Origin of the sequence: Capnocytophaga ochracea DSM 7271, from assembly GCF_000023285.1 — a bacterium.
GTDB lineage: Bacteria > Bacteroidota > Bacteroidia > Flavobacteriales > Flavobacteriaceae > Capnocytophaga > Capnocytophaga ochracea.
This window is the reverse complement of sequence record NC_013162.1, coordinates 670,741-687,598: the sequence shown is the minus strand read 5'-3', so window position 1 is coordinate 687,598 and position 16,858 is coordinate 670,741. Positions and strand designations below refer to the sequence as shown.

15 protein-coding genes are annotated in these 16,858 nt (G+C 39.2%); 11 read left to right on the top strand and 4 right to left on the bottom strand.

The window, feature by feature from the left end; all coding sequences use genetic code 11:
• Window positions 1–495: 495 nt before the first annotated feature.
• The 7 genes from COCH_RS02790 to COCH_RS02760 all read left to right on the top strand — a co-directional run bounded on the left by COCH_RS02790 (window position 496) and on the right by COCH_RS02760 (window position 5,099).
• Complete coding sequence (locus COCH_RS02790) at window positions 496–744, top strand: phosphopantetheine-binding protein (protein WP_009419675.1); 249 nt, start codon at window positions 496–498, stop codon at window positions 742–744.
• Window positions 734–1,633, top strand: coding sequence for an LpxL/LpxP family acyltransferase (locus COCH_RS02785; protein WP_015781839.1), 900 nt, complete (start codon window positions 734–736; stop codon window positions 1,631–1,633). The genes COCH_RS02790 and COCH_RS02785 overlap by 11 nt, the downstream gene beginning before the upstream one ends.
• Entirely contained in the window at window positions 1,630–2,520 is an 891-nt protein-coding gene (locus COCH_RS02780) for an NADPH-dependent FMN reductase family protein (protein WP_015781838.1), read from the top strand. Before COCH_RS02785 ends, COCH_RS02780 begins: the two co-directional genes overlap by 4 nt.
• 168 nt (window positions 2,521–2,688) lie before the next feature.
• Window positions 2,689–3,816 (top strand): beta-ketoacyl-ACP synthase III, encoded by a 1,128-nt coding sequence (locus COCH_RS02775; RefSeq protein ID WP_015781837.1) that lies wholly within the window; start codon window positions 2,689–2,691, stop codon window positions 3,814–3,816.
• 2 nt (window positions 3,817–3,818) lie between these two features.
• Window positions 3,819–4,253, top strand: coding sequence for a hypothetical protein (locus COCH_RS02770; RefSeq protein ID WP_015781836.1), 435 nt, complete (start codon window positions 3,819–3,821; stop codon window positions 4,251–4,253).
• Window positions 4,254–4,269: 16 nt separating this feature from the next.
• Window positions 4,270–4,707, top strand: a complete 438-nt coding sequence (locus tag COCH_RS02765) for a hypothetical protein (protein WP_002673892.1) — start codon at window positions 4,270–4,272, stop codon at window positions 4,705–4,707.
• Entirely contained in the window at window positions 4,704–5,099 is a 396-nt protein-coding gene (locus COCH_RS02760; RefSeq protein WP_015781835.1) for a hypothetical protein, read from the top strand. The genes COCH_RS02765 and COCH_RS02760 overlap by 4 nt, the downstream gene beginning before the upstream one ends.
• A gap of 88 nt (window positions 5,100–5,187) precedes the next feature.
• On the opposite strand, the gene COCH_RS02755 is transcribed toward COCH_RS02760, so the two are convergent.
• From COCH_RS02755 to COCH_RS02740, 4 genes are read right to left on the bottom strand one after another with little or no spacing between them, the layout of a single operon-like run.
• Window positions 5,188–5,577: a hypothetical protein gene (locus COCH_RS02755; protein WP_015781834.1), complete on the bottom strand. Its 390-nt coding sequence runs from the start codon at window positions 5,575–5,577 to the stop codon at window positions 5,188–5,190.
• Between the two features lie 55 nt (window positions 5,578–5,632).
• Window positions 5,633–6,091, bottom strand: coding sequence for a hypothetical protein (locus COCH_RS02750; protein ID WP_015781833.1), 459 nt, complete (start codon window positions 6,089–6,091; stop codon window positions 5,633–5,635).
• A 42-nt stretch (window positions 6,092–6,133) separates the two neighbouring features.
• Window positions 6,134–6,613 (bottom strand): hypothetical protein, encoded by a 480-nt coding sequence (locus COCH_RS02745; protein WP_015781832.1) that lies wholly within the window; start codon window positions 6,611–6,613, stop codon window positions 6,134–6,136.
• A gap of 18 nt (window positions 6,614–6,631) precedes the next feature.
• On the bottom strand, window positions 6,632–7,501 hold the full coding sequence (locus COCH_RS02740; RefSeq protein WP_015781831.1) for an AraC family transcriptional regulator: 870 nt from the start codon (window positions 7,499–7,501) through the stop codon (window positions 6,632–6,634).
• An 866-nt stretch (window positions 7,502–8,367) separates the two neighbouring features.
• Here COCH_RS02740 and COCH_RS12330 point away from each other — a divergent pair.
• The 4 genes from COCH_RS12330 to COCH_RS02720 all read left to right on the top strand — a co-directional run bounded on the left by COCH_RS12330 (window position 8,368) and on the right by COCH_RS02720 (window position 16,858).
• Window positions 8,368–8,853: a carboxypeptidase-like regulatory domain-containing protein gene (locus tag COCH_RS12330; protein WP_223375697.1), complete on the top strand. Its 486-nt coding sequence runs from the start codon at window positions 8,368–8,370 to the stop codon at window positions 8,851–8,853.
• 9 nt (window positions 8,854–8,862) lie between these two features.
• Entirely contained in the window at window positions 8,863–11,508 is a 2,646-nt protein-coding gene (locus COCH_RS02730; protein ID WP_223375731.1) for a TonB-dependent receptor plug domain-containing protein, read from the top strand.
• Window positions 11,509–11,527: 19 nt separating this feature from the next.
• Window positions 11,528–13,093, top strand: a complete 1,566-nt coding sequence (locus COCH_RS02725; RefSeq protein ID WP_015781830.1) for a RagB/SusD family nutrient uptake outer membrane protein — start codon at window positions 11,528–11,530, stop codon at window positions 13,091–13,093.
• Between the two features lie 690 nt (window positions 13,094–13,783).
• Entirely contained in the window at window positions 13,784–16,858 is a 3,075-nt protein-coding gene (locus COCH_RS02720; protein WP_015781829.1) for a SusC/RagA family TonB-linked outer membrane protein, read from the top strand.

The window sequence follows — 16,858 nt, the reverse complement described above, 5'->3', positions numbered from 1 at the left end:
TTCGACGTAAGAAAAGTGTAGCTTGCGCTACAGAAATCTTACAAATTTTTAAAAAAATCAAACAAATAGGCTACAAATTGTCTGAAAATCTCACACAGATTACACGGATTGCACGGATAGTCTTTCATTTGACAATTGACAATTGATAATTGACAAATGTGATGGACACGAATTGGCAACTGCGTTGCTGGATTTCACAGATTACAATATAAACACAACTGTAAATCAGTATTGATATATATATAGAACTGACGTTAAATTAGTATGGGTTGTTGGGGAAAAATGGAGAGGCTCGGGAGAAGTTCTCGGAAAGAGAGGGGCTGGAGGTTTAAACTTTGGCAAAGTGTGTGACGCAAAAGTGACTTTTCAGAGGGTTGTTCGATTATAACGATGTAGTTTTGGGCTTTTTGCGAGATGATGTTTGTTAGGAAAATTGGTTATTGACAAAATATTCGTATCTTTGCCCCTTAAAAGTATTAGCTAATAAAAAGAAGAATGAACAGACAGGAGATTATAGACCTTACTACTCGTATTTTTGTTGAGGAATTTGAAGTAGAAGCCAGTGTGATTGCCCCTGAGGCAAACTTCCGCGAATCGTTAGGATTAGATAGCCTTGATTATGTGGATTTGGTGGTGCTGATTGAACAAGAATTTGGTGTGAAATTGGTAGAAGCCGATTTTAAGCCTATCGTAACCTTCAACGACTTTTATACTACCCTAGAAAATAAAGTGAATGCACGCTAACGAACAAGCCAAAACGAAATGGCAAGGCAAGTCTAAGGGTACCGTATTAGGCTATAGTATCTTTGTGTGGCTGATGAAACACTTGGGTATTTATGCTGCTTATGCTTTGCTCATCTTTGTAGCGTTCTACTACTTTTTGTTTGAGCGGCGCTCCAATGGCTATATGTATTACTATTTCCGTCACCGCTTGGGCTATTCGCCTCTGAGAGCGGTAGTGAACTTGTACTTAAATTATTTTACTTTCGGGCAAACTATTATTGATAAGATTGCTATCTTGGCAGGCTTGGAAGAGAAATTTACTTATGAGTTTGATGGAGTAGAAAGCTTACATAAACTATTAGACGAACAACAGAGCGGAATACTTATTTCCGCACACATAGGCAACTTTGAAATTGCTGAACCTTTTTTCAGGAAAATAGATATTGATTTGAAGATAAGCACCGTAACTACCGATATGGAACACTCGGTAATCAAGGAGTATTTGGAGTCGATTTCTAAAAATAAACCCTCGAATCAGTTTATCTATGTGAAAGAAGATATGTCGCATATCTTCAAAATCAACGATGCTATTGGCGACAACAAAATAGTGTGTTTCACGGGAGACCGATATTTTGAGGGCGTGCGTTCGCTCAAAGGAACGCTGTTGGGCGCAGAAGCTACCTTCCCCGCAGGTCCTTTCTTTATAGCCTCGCGCTTGAAAGTGCCGGTGCTTTTCGTTTATGTGATGAAGGAAAGTAGATTGCATTACCACTTGTATGCCCAAGTAGCTGAAGTGAAAAGTCGCGATGCCCAAGCGCTACTCGACGCTTATACCGAGAATATGGAGCAAATGCTACGAAAGTATCCGCTACAATGGTTTAATTATTTCAACTTTTGGGATGAACAATGAAACGCGTATTGGTAGTATATTACACCCAATCGGGGCAACTCAAAGAGATTATCGATAGTGTACTATCCCCACTCACGGAGGTAACTATCGACTTTTTGCCTATTGATACGGCAGAACCTTTTCCTTTTCCGTGGACAGACGAGGCGTTTTTTGGAGCTTTCCCAGAGTCGTATTTGCAAATACCCCAGCCCTTAAAGCCTTTTCAGCTGGCACATACCGATTACGATTTGGTGATATTAGGCTACCAAGTGTGGTATTTGTCGCCTTCTATTCCGTTTAATTCCTTTTTGCAGAGTGAAGCAGGTAAGCAACTGTTACGAGGCAAACCTGTAATTACTGTGTCGGGTAGCCGCAATATGTGGGTAATGGCACACCAGAAAGTAAAAAAACTCTTAACCGACTGTGGGGCGCACTTAGTGGGCAATATTGCCCTTACCGATAGGCACCACAATCATATCAGCGTGATTACCATTGTACAGTGGCTCTTTTCGGGCGACAAGAACAAACGCTATCTCGGTGTGTTCCCCAAAGCGGGCGTTGCCGATAAAGACATACAAGGCGCGAGCGTATATGGTACGCTCATTGCCCCTCACCTGCAAACAGGTGATTACACAGGATTGCAACAAGAAATAGTAGCCCACGGAGGTGTGCATTACAAGCGTTTTCTCCTTTCGGCAGAGAAGAAAGGCAACCGCCTTTTCGGCATCTGGGCAAAGATGATTTACGGCAGTAAGAAACGCAAATTCCTGCTGAAATGCTTCCGTATCTATCTGTATATCGCTATTTGGGTGCTAATGCCCATAGTATGGCTACTGTATTGGCTCACTTATCCATTGTTCTTTTGGAAAGTAGAGAGAGAGGTGAAACAATTGATAATTGAGAATTGACAATTGATACTTAGGGTAGTATTGTAAACTCTTCCGAAGTTTCAACCTTTGCCAAAGTAAAATTATCGTCAGTAATCAAAAGGAATGATGGGTTGGGAGTAGATACACAAACTTAACACATTAAAAAATAGAAATCACTAATATCAGTAAGTTACCTGTTACCTAAATATGAATGTCTATATAACAAAAGCAAGTAAATATTTACCTAACAATCCCATTGGCAATGAGCAAATGGAGACTTTCTTAGGTCTCATAAACCAAAATGCCTCTAAAGCACGACGCCTCGTGCTCCGCAACAATGGTATTCTCACCCGTTACTATGCCCTCGACGAGCAAGGGAACCCTACTCATAACAATGCCCAACTTACGGCTTTGGCAGTACAAAACCTATTGGACGGCGAAGTGCCTTGGGATACTATCGAGGTGCTCTCTTGCGGTACCTCTACCCCCGATGTGCTCTTGCCCTCGCACACCTCTATGGTACACGGAATCTTGGGCGGACACTCAGTAGAACTGAATGCCTCTTCAGGGGTGTGCAACTCAGGAATGAATGCACTTAAATTTGGTTACTTATCAGTAAAGGCAGACAATAGTGTGAATGCAGTATGCACGGGCTCTGAACGTGTATCGGCGTGGTTGCGTGCCGATAAATACGAAAACGAAGTACAACTCTTAGCCGAGTTGGAAGCTCACCCAGCCATTGCCTTTAAAAAAGATTTCTTGCGCTTTATGCTCTCCGATGGCGCTGGGGCTTTTCTGTTAGAAAACAAACCGCGTGAAGGTGCTTTGCAAATAGAGTGGATGGATGCTTATTCGTATGCTCACGAGCTCGAAGCGTGTATGTATGCTGGTGGCGACAAGCTCCCCGATGGTAACCTCAAGGCTTGGAGTGAATACCCTGCCGAAGCGTGGCTGAGTGAATCTATTTTTGCTATCAAGCAAGATGTGAAGCTACTCAATGAGAATATTTTGCTAAAAGGCGCTGAAAGTATGCGCGCTACCTTAGATAAACACCAACTATCAGCAGATGATATTACCTATTTCTTGCCTCATATCTCGTCTTGTTATTTCAAAGAACGCCTGTATGAAGCCCTCAAAACAGTAGGTATCGACCTTCCGTTAGAACGTTGGTTTATCAATCTCCCCGAAGTAGGCAATGTAGGCTCGGCTTCCGCTTATTTGATGTTAGAAGCCTTGATGCACTCAGGCAAACTCAAAACGGGCGATACCGTGTTGCTATCAGTTCCCGAGAGCGCTAGATTCTCCTATTCTTATGCTTTTTTAAAGGTTGTTTAACTATGGTTTTACCAATTACAGATAAAAACAAAATTCTCACTCTTATACCCCAGCGCAATCCCATTGTAATGGTAGATGCTCTTTGGGAATATACCCCCACCGAGGGAGTGGCAGGGCTCACCATTATCCCTAGCAACCTCTTTGTACAGCAAGAGATATTCTTAGAAAGCGGACTCATAGAGCACATTGCCCAAAGCATTGCCTTGCACAAAGGTTATTACTACTATCTCAACGGAAAACCTGCTCCTATGGGGTATATAGGAGCGATTAAAAACATAGAGATACAATCGCTACCCAAAGTAGGTGACACGCTCAAAACACACATCACTATCCAGCAAGAGTTTATGGATGTAACCCTCGTAACAATGCAAACCTTTATAGGTGATACCCTCATTGCCCAAGGCGAAATGAAAACCGTACTTGCCCCTAACCCCTGAATCCTGACACCTAAATATGAACATATCAATCCACAAATACCTCCCCCACCGTCCGCCGATGCAAATGGTAGATACCATTACCGACATCAGTAATACACACGTAGTTACTGAGTTTGAGGTGAAGTCTACTTGCATATTTGTGGAAGAGGGGAAGTTTGCCGAAGTAGGACTCATTGAGAATATGGCACAAACCTGTTCGGCAATTGTGGGGCAGTTTCTCTTTGGTATAGAAGACACATCGAACTATGTGATAGGTTACATCAGTGCGATTAAGAAATTGGAACTCTTTGCCTTGCCTAAGGTACAAGAGGTCGTGCGCACCGAAGCCGAATTGCTTTCTCGTTTCGATACCGATGAGTATTACATCTGCTCGATGCGCTGTAATGCCTTTGTAGGAGATATTCTTATGGCAACTGCCGAAATGAACTTAGTAATTAAAAACCTAACGGAATGAAAGAGACCGAACTACCTCAGGAAAAAGGTGCCTTACAGGACTTTACGGAATTGTGTTACGTAACCGATGACGAAGGCAACTACACCACCCTATCCAGTTCGGGCTGGGAGGTGAAGAGCATTGCCTTAGAAGCCTCGCTCAACCGTTTGCAAGAGCAGATTGACGAAGCAAAAGCCGATGCGCTTGCAGGACGCAAAAGCCCCATAGTGTATTATATGCTCCTCAACCGTATGGATTGGGCAGTCCTTGCCGATGCTATGCACCGCTGGCAATGGGTTATCAAGCGTCACGCCAAACCTTCGGTATTCAAAAAACTATCTTCTAAAACGCTACAACAATACGCTGAGGTGTTTAATATCACTGTGGAAGAACTGTGTGAGTTAAGTAAATAAAAGTCCTTTACTCTAAATGAGTAAAGGACTTTGTTCTATTGCTTTTCATACTATAATAGACAGTGTGGCTCTCCCCATTTCAACTAATTTACTGTTTGGTATAGCTTCCTTCAACACGACCATTATGAGTTACTCTTATCTTCTTATCTCCTTCTTTTTCGAATACAAAAACTTGTTCATAGGAACCGATTTTATAGCTAACCTTATAAGTATTATTTGTTTTCAGGTCTTTTATATTAGTAACTGGCAGATTCTTTTCCTTAAAACAGTTCGTATTACCTAAGGTTATTTGGCAAAAGTCATCGGTTTTAAAGGCATAACCAAACTGCTTGTTGTTGGTTGTCCAAGAGCCTTGAATCCACTTCGGAGGCATAAATCTTGCCGTAGAGATGTCCCCTCCTTCTGTACCATTGTTGTCGTCTTTTCCGCAAGCAACCATTCCTACAAAGGCTACTAATAATAGAATTGCTTTTTTCATCGTTTATTACTTTTTAAAATTATTATTGGTGCAAATACACAACTACTCTTTTTAATTACAAAACTTTCGCTAATTTCTCTTTCATATAAATAGCTATTTCCTCTGTCGATAGTTTTCGCAACTGCTCAGGTTGGTAAGCCTTATACTGAGAAGTGACCAATAAAGGCTCTGACAGCAGGCTACGCTTTTGCTTATTCTTCTGCAAATAGCTGTTCAATTCCGATAAAGAAGGAAAGATTTTGTATTGTTTTCTGCCTCTATTATCTTCTATTTCGTAAATACCACAGGCTTGCTCCCATATTACCTCAGCAGCACGCAAATATAAGGTAGCAATAGCAAGAGTTTTAAAAGGGAAGAGTGCACGGAACTTCCCCTTATCATCTACATCAGCACAGATACATCTGCCACAAGTACTACAAATATACTGCCTGTGGTGTAGCAAACACTCTTTGGGGTTTAACAAAGGCGTGATGCGACTATCTATCGCATAACACTCAGGACAAGCTTCTTTCATTGTACTATTATTTTAAAATCTGATATAAACTGCTTGTATAGCTCACCCCATTTCAAGTAATTGACTAATTTCCTCAGCGTGTGTACGACAGTAGTACATCACAAAAGCAATGTAAGGCACAAAGAGAACGATGCTCCACAGTAAACCGCGAGCAAACGCTTTGTAATCACCAATGCGATAGAGCACATAGCCCGCCCAAATCAGGTTGAGTGTCATTGTAATATGTGACATTTGAGCAAAGATGTTAGCACCACTCCACGTAAAAGTAAAGAGCCCCATCGTACCAAAATAGTACATTGGCAGGAAGGCAAGCGGTAGCCAAACAGTCTTTTTAGTCACCCAAAAGACGATAAGGCAACCTAAATACACTAAGCTACTAGGAGAACAAGCGTTGTAAGCCAACCATTGCACAAAGTTTACTTTCAGAGTAAAAAAGAAGTAACCACTCCCTGAAAGCGTAAGCAATAATAAGACAATCGCCAAAACGATACCTGTGATTTTTTCTGTTTTTGTAAGATTCATAATGTTAGAATTTAGAAGTTAGGAAATTGCCCGTGCAGTTTGCACTGGGATATATATCTCAGTTTTCAGTTTTCCTTCGGGGGTACGACGGCAGTCGTTGAGGTATTTTTCGAACATAGGCTCATCGCGCACTTCGTATTCACTATCTACCACCCAGCGCATCGCAGCATCGTAGACGGATGAGAGCTGAGTATAACTACCTTGATAGAAAAAGACTGCATATTTGCCTCCTGCTAAGGTTTTGCAACTTACTTCACCTGAGGGTTTAGCCGGCTTGTGAATAGCCAAACTCACCTCGGAACGTTGCAAAGAGGCTTCGGTAATTTTAGGGTCGTCATACGAAACACATATCGACTCAATGCCTTTGGTAAAGAGTTTTTGCGATTTTACAACACCCCACAATTGTTCGTAAGCTTTGTTGTAGTTAAGTGTACCATATTCTCCTGTAAGAGCTACGTAAATAAGACTTTTGGGCTCAAGCTCTACTATCTTTGGAGCTTTGAGCACTACTTCTGGATTGTTTATTTCTTTCTTCATAATATAAATATCTCTGTTCGTTCTATACTGAGTAGGCGTAATACCATATTGATTTTTAAACGCTTTGGAAAGAGAGGCGGGCGTTTCATACCCTATATTAAAAGCTATTTCTTCTACCGAAAGCGTCGAATAGCGTAACAGCTGAGCTGCCGTTTCTATGCGCAAACGAGCAATAAAGGCAATGGGCGATTCTCCTTTAAGTGCTTTAAAGATGCGACAAAAATGAAAATCAGATAAGTTAGCCACATTGGCGAGTGTTTTTATCTTTATAGAAGTATCGAGATGACCATTGATATATTCCGCCACTTTGTTGATACGCTGAGTGTAATCGTTATGAGTAATGGATTTCATACAGATTTATTTTGAATTTCTGTGGCAAAGATACGGCACTTTTCCAAAGAAGTCTTTTCCTATCTTGCTAATTTCACCTTGTAAGTTCATCTTTCCGTCACCACATTCCCCTTTTTCTGTCCCTACATTCCCCCCTCTCCTTGGGAGAAGTCTCCGAATAGGAGAGTATATGAACGGGGTGAGGATTCTCTTTCTTTCGCCTCGAAACCCCGTTTTTAACATTTTTGGCATTGTTGTATTAAGCTATTAATCAATTTTTTATAACCCTTTCTATACCAATCGTCCAAGATTCGTATAAGCTTTCTATAAGCTCTCTATAAGCTAACCCCCACCCTCCTTACACCCTTTTTTCAGCAAAATCCCTCTCACCCCTCTTCCGAATTTTTCCGTTTCTTTCCGAATACTCCAACCCCTCCTCTAACCTGTCCGACCCGTCCATTCCCTTTGGTGGTATTATTGGCATTTCTGGTATTTCTGGTATTATTAACATTTACTCCATTTACTAATCTGTTAATTTTCTAATTTCCTCATTTTCTCATTCTCTAATTTTTTTTCCCTGCCTGTGCGGCTCGCACCTCATTTTCTCATTGTGATATTTGTAACACTCTATTGGTTATTTTGTAACAAAAGTAGTACTTTTCTACCGGAATAATTTTGCATAAAAACAGTGTATATAGGGCATTTCTTTGCGTTTTCTTCAAAGAAATGGCTATTTTATTGCAAAAAACGCAAAGAAATCGCGTTTTTATGATTTTTTTCTCATCTATTTTTCGCAAACATTATGAGTAAATTTGTTAAGGGTAAATTTGGAACTTAACAGAAGACTTTTCTACCTTTGCATCAGTTTATAAAATAATGTTATAGAGATGAGATTAAACAAAGTATCTTTCGCACTATTTTTAATGCTAATAGTGCAAGGCTTCTCGTGGGCGCAGGAACGAGAAGTGACAGGAACAGTAAAAGATGAAGCAGGCACTCCTTTGCCTGTAGTAACTGTGGTTGTAAAAGGCACTTCTTACGGAGTAGCTACCGATTTCAATGGAAACTATAGTATTAAAGTGCCTAACGACAAAGCGGTGTTAGTCTTTTCGCAAATAGGTATGAAAACCTTAGAAAAGGCGGTAGGCAAAGCCCGTAGTATTAATGTGATTCTTCGAGAAGAAGCCCAAGAGCTCACCGAAGTAGTGGTTACGGGTGTTGGGGTAGCTACCGATAAGCGCAAAGTAGCGATTTCAGTAGATGCCGTTTCTGAGAAAAGCCTCAAACGTACACCCGTAAAAAGCATAGACGATGCCCTTAGCGGTAAGATTGCAGGAGCTCAAATCCAATCTACTTCAGGGCAACCAGGGTAGCAAGCTAATATCATCTTACGTGGTATCAACTCACTCAGTACTACCCAACCGATGGTGATTGTAGATGGGGTAGAGGTAAACACAAGCAACTATGCTTTAACATCAAGTAGCAGTGCTGTTTCTTCTCGTTTAGCCGATTTAGACCTTTCTAATGTAGAACGTGTAGAAGTGATACAAGGAGCTGCTGCTGCAACTATTTATGGAGCACAAGGAGCTAATGGGGTAATCCAGATCTTTACCAAAAAGGGTAAAAAAGGAGAACGCACAGAAATAACTTATAATTCTTCTCTCAGTGTAGATGAAGCTCTTACAGGAAATCTTTCGTTTGCACAAAAACATCCTTATAAAACTGATAAAGAGGGTTATATAATTGATGGGCAAAATAAAAGACCCATAAAGGTAGATCCAGAGACTGGATATTGGACAAAACCAGATCCTACTGTTAAGGACACAACAGCTAATATCTATTCATACAAAGAGAAAACATACGATCATTTAAAACAGTACTACAAAACTGCTTATACTACCCAACATTCTGTAAATATTACAGGATCTGCTGGGAATGTAGATTATGCCATAGGTGCTTCTTTGTCAGACCAAACTAGCCCTGTGAATGGTAGTTATAAAAAGAAAAATCTATCAGCCAATGTAGGGGTAGAAGTATTTAAGGGGCTTACTCTTCGTTCTAATACACAGCTTATCAATAGTAAAAATACTACAGCTGGAGTAAATGGTAGAAGTAGTATTTACTCTGGTGTCGGCGGTGCTTTAGGAACTCCTGCTTATGTAGATTTACACTTTAGAGATACAGCAGGAAAATCTCCTGTACATTACGATCCTGACTCTAATGAAGTATCGCCTTTTTATATTTATGAAAATCAAAGCAATTTAGCCGAAACTAACCGTGTAATACAGAGTATAAATGCTAACTACAAGTTTAGCAAAAACTTAGACTTTGATTACAAATATGGTTATGACCATACTCGTTACGATAATAGTGAATTTATTAAAAATCAAAAGAATACCAATACACCTGGTTCAGGAATCTCTCCTTTAGCAGGACAACTTACCGAACGTTTTATTCGTCATACCCTTCAAAACTCCTTATTAAGTGCTTATTTACGCCTTGATTTTCAAAGAGATTTGAAATTGAAATTGCCTATCCAATCTACTACTCAGTTATCTTATGATTGGCGTAAGGATAATTATTATCGTGTTACTGCTACTGGTTCAGGTTATGGAGTGGAGCCACCTTTTACCATTTCCTCAGCCAACACTTCAACCTCTAGTGATTTTGAACAAGAGTTTGTAACTTTTGGTTATTTGGTGAACCAAAAATTTGATTACGCAAATCTTTTTGGAGTATCTGTAGGGGTACGTTCCGACTTTTCGTCTGCTTTTGGTGAAGGAGGTAAACCATTTACTTTTCCTCGTGCGGATGCGTATTTCCGTATAGCCGATTTACTTAAATTAGAAAAAGTTACAGAATTGAAACTTCGCGGGGCTTATGGGGAAGCGGGTATCCAACCTGATGCTTACGACCGTTTGATTACTCTTTCTAATGATAAGTTAGGCGATAAGGGATATTATTACCTGCCTACTACGGCTCGTAACCCTGAATTGGAAGTACAAAAAAGTAAAGAGTTAGAAGTAGGCTTAGACTATGGATTCCGTCTCGGAGAAGGTTGGTTCCATCGTCTCAGCGGAAATGTAGTGTATTGGGATCGTAAATCGTTCGGAACAATTTATAATATCGAAACACCTCCTTCCTTAGGAGCTCAAGAACTTACTACCAATGCTATCGACTTATCCAGCAACGGAATCCAAGCTTCTTTGGATTTGGGACTGTTTAGCAACGATAAAGTAGATTGGACTTTTAGTGCACGCTTTAGCAAAGGAGAAACGGTAGTCGATAAAATTTCTAACGGCAAACGTATTGTAGTAGGTATAACAGGTGGAGGACAAAGTACTCTCAATGAAGGTGAACGCGTAGGTACTTTCTTTGGGTACAAACCGCTGAGTTCTCTTACCCAAACCAACTCTAAAGGAGAGCGTTATATTGCCGATGCTGATTTGAACAATTATCAATTGGTAAATGGGATGGTAGTAAATAAACAAAGCAAAGAAGTAATATTTAGCACTGAACAAGAAAAAATGGGTGATGCTACCCCTGATTTTACGATGTCGTTCTTTAATGATATTACCTTTGCCAAAAAATTGACCTTCTCTGTGCAAGTAGATTGGACAAAAGGAGGTGATATTTACAATGGTACAAAACAACGTATGTATTTCAATAGAACCCACGGTGACCTTGATACACCTATACCTGTAGATAAGAATTTACCCTATACAAACTATTATGTATCTTTGTATAACAAGGGACAAGCCACTTCTTATTTTATAGAAGATGGTTCTTATGTAAGAGTGCGCAACGTCTCTCTTTCTTATGATATGACCGATATCCTAAAAGATACCTTTATCAAAGGATTGACGCTTACCGCCTCAGTAAGGAATTTGCTTACCTTTACTAACTATTCAGGTTTAGACCCTGAAGCCGTAGGGGTATCACTCAACAATCCGCTCTATCGTGGTATCGATTTGTACACTTTTCCTAATATGCGCACTGTTACGATGGCACTTAATGTTAGATTTTAACCCTTAATACCGAAATACGATGAAAAAGATATATATAATAATCGCTATAGTAGCCTTACTATCTATTGCTTGTAGTAAGGACTCTCTTAAACTACAGAATCCTAATGAACCTGGTTTGGAAAATCTTGAAACAGAAGAAGGTATCCAAAAATTTGCCTTAGGGGTGTATGCTCCAATGAGAGGAGGGGTTAATTATTACGCTTGGTTTGCGCTTACCCTTCATAATTTGATGGGAGATGCTACAACTGCTGTCGCTCTTAATTTTGGATTCTGTTATAGTAACCAAATATTTAGCATTACACGTCCCGATGGCTCTGTTATTAAATCTTCTTTGTTAGGAGAAAAAACTCAAGGAGCAGTGTTGAAACAATTAAATATCAGAGAAAATGGGAATGAAAATGCTTTCAATAATGAATGGATGGCTATGTATGGTGTATTAGGACATTGTAATTTAGCTCTTAAACTCCTTGATAATAATGAGGTGGTCTTTAGAGATAACGCTGAGGTAAAGAAAAAAACCTACCAAGCTTGGTTCTTATGGTGGAAGGCTTTTGCTTACTCTCGTATTGGTTCTCTTTATGCAAAGGGAGTGATTACTAATGAATACAATGTGCTTAGCAATAACTACCAATCACACGAAGCAATAATCACTGAAGCCAATCGTATCTTTGAAGAAGCAAAAGCAATCTTAGCTACTATTCCTGAGGGAGACACTACTTATAGTGGTCTCATTGATACTTTTATTCCTTCTCAGTTTAAAGAAGGCAATGGAGGGGTCATTACTCCTAAGATGTTTATCCGCAATATCAATACCTATATAGCACGTAATCTTTTGGTAAACAAATATGCTTCAGAGCTTACTTCATCTGAATTATCACAGATAGAAACCTTAGTTAATAGTGGTATCCAGCAAGGAGATAAGATTTTTATAATGCGATCTATCACACCTAGCAGTTTGTGTTTTGTAAGTGAAACCGCTTGGACTCCTTATAGGATTCTCGTAGGATGGGAATACCTTTCAGAGCGTTTAGTACAAGATTTTAAGGCTGGAGATAATCGCTATACCCGAAATGTACTAAGAAGAAGTAGTGCTCTTTTTAACCCTCGAAATCGTGGTTATGGTATAGGTACTCGCTACACCCTTAAAGATGGTGGTGATTACGCAAGTACTAGCGCTGGTGTTGTAGAATTGCCTTTTGCAGGTACTTATGAAGAAAACCAATTAATGCTCGCTGAAGTAAAAATCAGAAATAACAATATTGATGGTGGTCTGGCTCACATAGATGCAGTGCGTACTTACCAAAAAGCTGGACTTACAGCTGTGACAGGTACAGGCTTAACCAAGGAACAAGCTCTTGAAGAACTCCGCAAAGAACGTCGTATAGGCTTGTTCCTTAAAGGGACTTCTTTCTATGATGCACGTCGTTGGGGCATTCTCAAACCCGTAGCTCAAGGAGGAGGTCGTACCAATGCCAATGTAGTAGTCGCCACCGATGGTACTACCGAGGCTTGTACAATAGACTATCAATACTTAGAGTGGTTTGATGTTCCTGCAAGTGAAACTGATTTTAACCCTCTACCCTAAGTAATCAATATTTATCATCAAAATACTTGAGGCTGTTTATAATTTTATAAACAGCCTCTTTTGTATTTATATAAGAGTGATCTGATCCTTATAACTTATAATTCCCTCATAAAACTATCTAAAAGTTTTTAAAACTACCAAAGTCACGCCTATGTTTGTATTATAATCTGTGAAATCCAGCAACGCAGTTGCCAATTTGTGCCCATCACATTTGTCAATTATCAATTGTCAAATGAAAGATTATCCGTGCAATCCGTGTAATCTGTGCGAGATTTTCAGGTAATTTGTTGCCTATTTGTTTGATTTTTTTAAGATTTATAAGATTTCTGTAGTGTAAGCTACTCTTTTCTTACATCGGACTCACGTTAATTTACTAATTTCCAAATTCTCTCATTTCCTTATTTCCTCATTGTGATATTTGTAACATTCTATTAGTTATTTTGTAACAAAAATAGTGTTTTTCTACCGAAATAATTTTGCATAAAAACAGTGCATAATAGGCTTTTCTTTGCGTTTTCATCAAAGAAATGCCTATTTTATTGCAAAAAACGCAAAGAAATTGCGTTTTTATGATTTTTTTCTCATCTATTTTTTGGCAGACAAAATGAGTAAATTTGTTAAGGATAAATTTGGAGCTTAACAGAAAACTTTTCTACCTTTGCACCAGTTTATAAAATAATGTTATAGAAGATGAGATTAAACAAAGTATCTTTCGCACTATTTTTAATACTAATAGTGCAAGGCTTCTCGTGGGCGCAGGAACGAGAAGTGACAGGAACAGTACGCGATGCTAGTGGAACCGAAATGATGGGCGTAGCTGTAGTAGTAAAAGGAGAACAACACGGTGTTCAAACCGACTTTAATGGTCGTTATAGCATCAAGGTTGCTCCAGGTAAGACCTTGGAGTTCTCATTCTTAGGAATGAAAACCCAAAATCACAAAGTAGGTCCTTCAGGTCGCATTGATGTAGTAATGCAAGAAGAAGCCCAAGTGATTGATGAGGTAGTAGTTTTGGGTGTTGTTAAAAAGAAAGCAGCCGAATCCACAGGGAATACTGTACAGTTATCAAGTAAAGATATAAGTACACCTTCGGCTATTTCTGTAGACCAAGCTCTGCAAGGGAAAACTCCAGGAGTGGTAATTAACGCTGCTTCAGGAACACCAGGAGCAGAACAGACCGTGATGATTCGCGGGGTAGGCTCTATGAATAGTAGCAATAAACCTCTTTATGTGATAGATGGTGTGCCAGTAATCACAGAAAACTTAACAGAGGATAAAAATACAGCTTCTTCAATGTCAACCCTTGCAAGTATTAATAATGAAGATATAGAAACCCTAACAGTGCTCAAAGATGCCGCCGCTACGGCTCTTTATGGAGCGAGAGGCTCCAATGGGGTTATTGTTATTACAACCAAGTCTGGTAAAAGAGGAAAAACGAGGTTTAATGTAAACACCTCAGTGGGTTTCCAAAACGATGCATATTATAAAAGGTCTCCTCTTACGGGTGACCAACGCTATCATTTGTTAAAGCAAGGTTTAGCAAACCAGTTTGCAAGTAGAGGTGTAACTTACGACACCGCAATTGATTTTGCCCAGACCAATGGTTTGAGAATCAACGGGGCAGAAAACTTTAATAGTGCATTAAATAATAACAATTGGTCAGAACTTATAAAAAACAAAAATGCTGTAATGACCTCTGCCGATATATCAGCCTCTGGAGGAGATGAAAAAGGAACTTATTATGTATCGTTGGGATATAACAGAACAGAATCTACTGTAAAAACATCCGACCCTTTTAAACGTGTATCTGGATTGATAAGAATTAACAGAGATTTGAATGATAAATTGAAGTTAGAGGCTTCAGTAAATGGCTCTTGGGTATCTCAAAATCCTATTGCTGAGCAATCAGCTTATTTTACAAATCCTTATGTGACAAAAATATTGATGTCTCCTTGGGTAAGTCCTTATAATGCTGATGGGTCCTATAATGTTACCACATTTAATGACTACACAAGTTTGTATAATTATTTGTATATAAAAGACCACGATATATCAAAGAACAATACCCTAAGAGGGTTGATAAACTTTAAAGTAGATTACGAACTGCTTAAAAATTTGGTATTCTCTACTCGTGCAAATGTAGATTACATTTCATCAGATTATAAAGACTATCAAAACAGGATACATAGTAATGCTTCTAAAAATAACGGGTCTTCACAGCGTATAATGGCTAACCACACTACTTGGGTATATCAAAACACATTAACATACAATTTTAATGTGGCCGAAAAGCATAAATTTGGTGTAACAGCACTTTATGAATATCAAAAGTACAAAAAAGATTATTTATATGGTTATGGTACGAATATAGCTGTTGATGGTTTAACCAATCTTGCTTCTGTAACAAAACAAAAAACAATATCTTCTACTTTCGAAGATTGGGCGAATGTATCGTTGTTAGGAATGTTTAACTATTCTTATGCCGAAAAATATATTCTTGACGCAAGTATTCGTAGAGAGGGTTCATCTCGTTTTGCAAAAGGAAATCGCTATGGAAATTTCTGGTCTTTAGGGCTTGCTTACAACCTTCATAAGGAGTTTGATGCCCTTGCAAAAGTTTTCAACGAGTTAAAATTAAGAGCTTCTTATGGGCTTACAGGGAACTCTGGGGTAGAATTAAACCAATACCAAGTACTTTTAGCTTATGATGCTGAATATGCTGAAAATGGAGCTGCCTACCCCAAAACGTTAGGGAATGACGACCTTACTTGGGAGAAAAACCGTACTTTTGATGTGGGGCTTAATTTTGCACTATTTAACCAGCGCTTAAGAGGCTCTGTTGCATATTACGATAAATATACGTATGATTTGTTGCTAAATGTGCCTTTGTCAAGAACCACAGGTTTTGAAGAGCAGGCTATTAATGCAGGAGCAATGAGCAATAAAGGTGTTGAGGCTTCATTAGGGGTTGATATTATCCGTAATAAAAACTTCACTTGGAACTTGTCAGCTAATATAGCAACGGTTAAAAACAAGGTAGAAAAATTGGCAAAAGATGGCACAGGCGCCGATGTAGACCCAACAGCAGGGAGTTCATACAGACAAACCAAAGTGGGAGAAACCTACGGCTATTGGTATATGCCAACTTGGGCAGGTGTCAATGTAGATAAAGGGCTTCCTGAGTGGTATGACAAAGATGGCAAGAAAACATCAGACTATAACCTCGCAGAGCGAAGATTCCAAGGTATTGCCATTCCAAAATATTCAGGAGGTCTGTCTACTCACCTTCAATATAAAGGGGTATTCTTAGATGCAACTGTTTATTTTACAGGAGGACATAAAATATATGAGCAGTATGCTCAATACTATTTGAGAACCAATAATTTTACAACGGTAACTTATAATGGAGATGCTGAGTTGCTAAATGCTTGGCAAAAACCAGGAGATGTAACCGATGTGCCAAAAATAACCTATTCAGGCAATGATAATTTTCATAATACTTCTTCTCGTCACTTATACGATGGTACTTTTGCGCGCTTGAAAGATATTACATTGGGTTATGAAGTGCCTTCTCAATATTTAGAAGGAACAGGTTTTGATGGAGTTACCTTTACCCTTAGAGGTACTAACCTTTATACTTGGGTGAAAGACAGCGGGCTAAAACTCGACCCAGAAGTAGGTAATAAAGATAACACAAGGGGATTTACTACCCTTACAACTCCACCTGTGAAATCTGTAGTTTTTGGTGTTAATTTAAAATTCTAA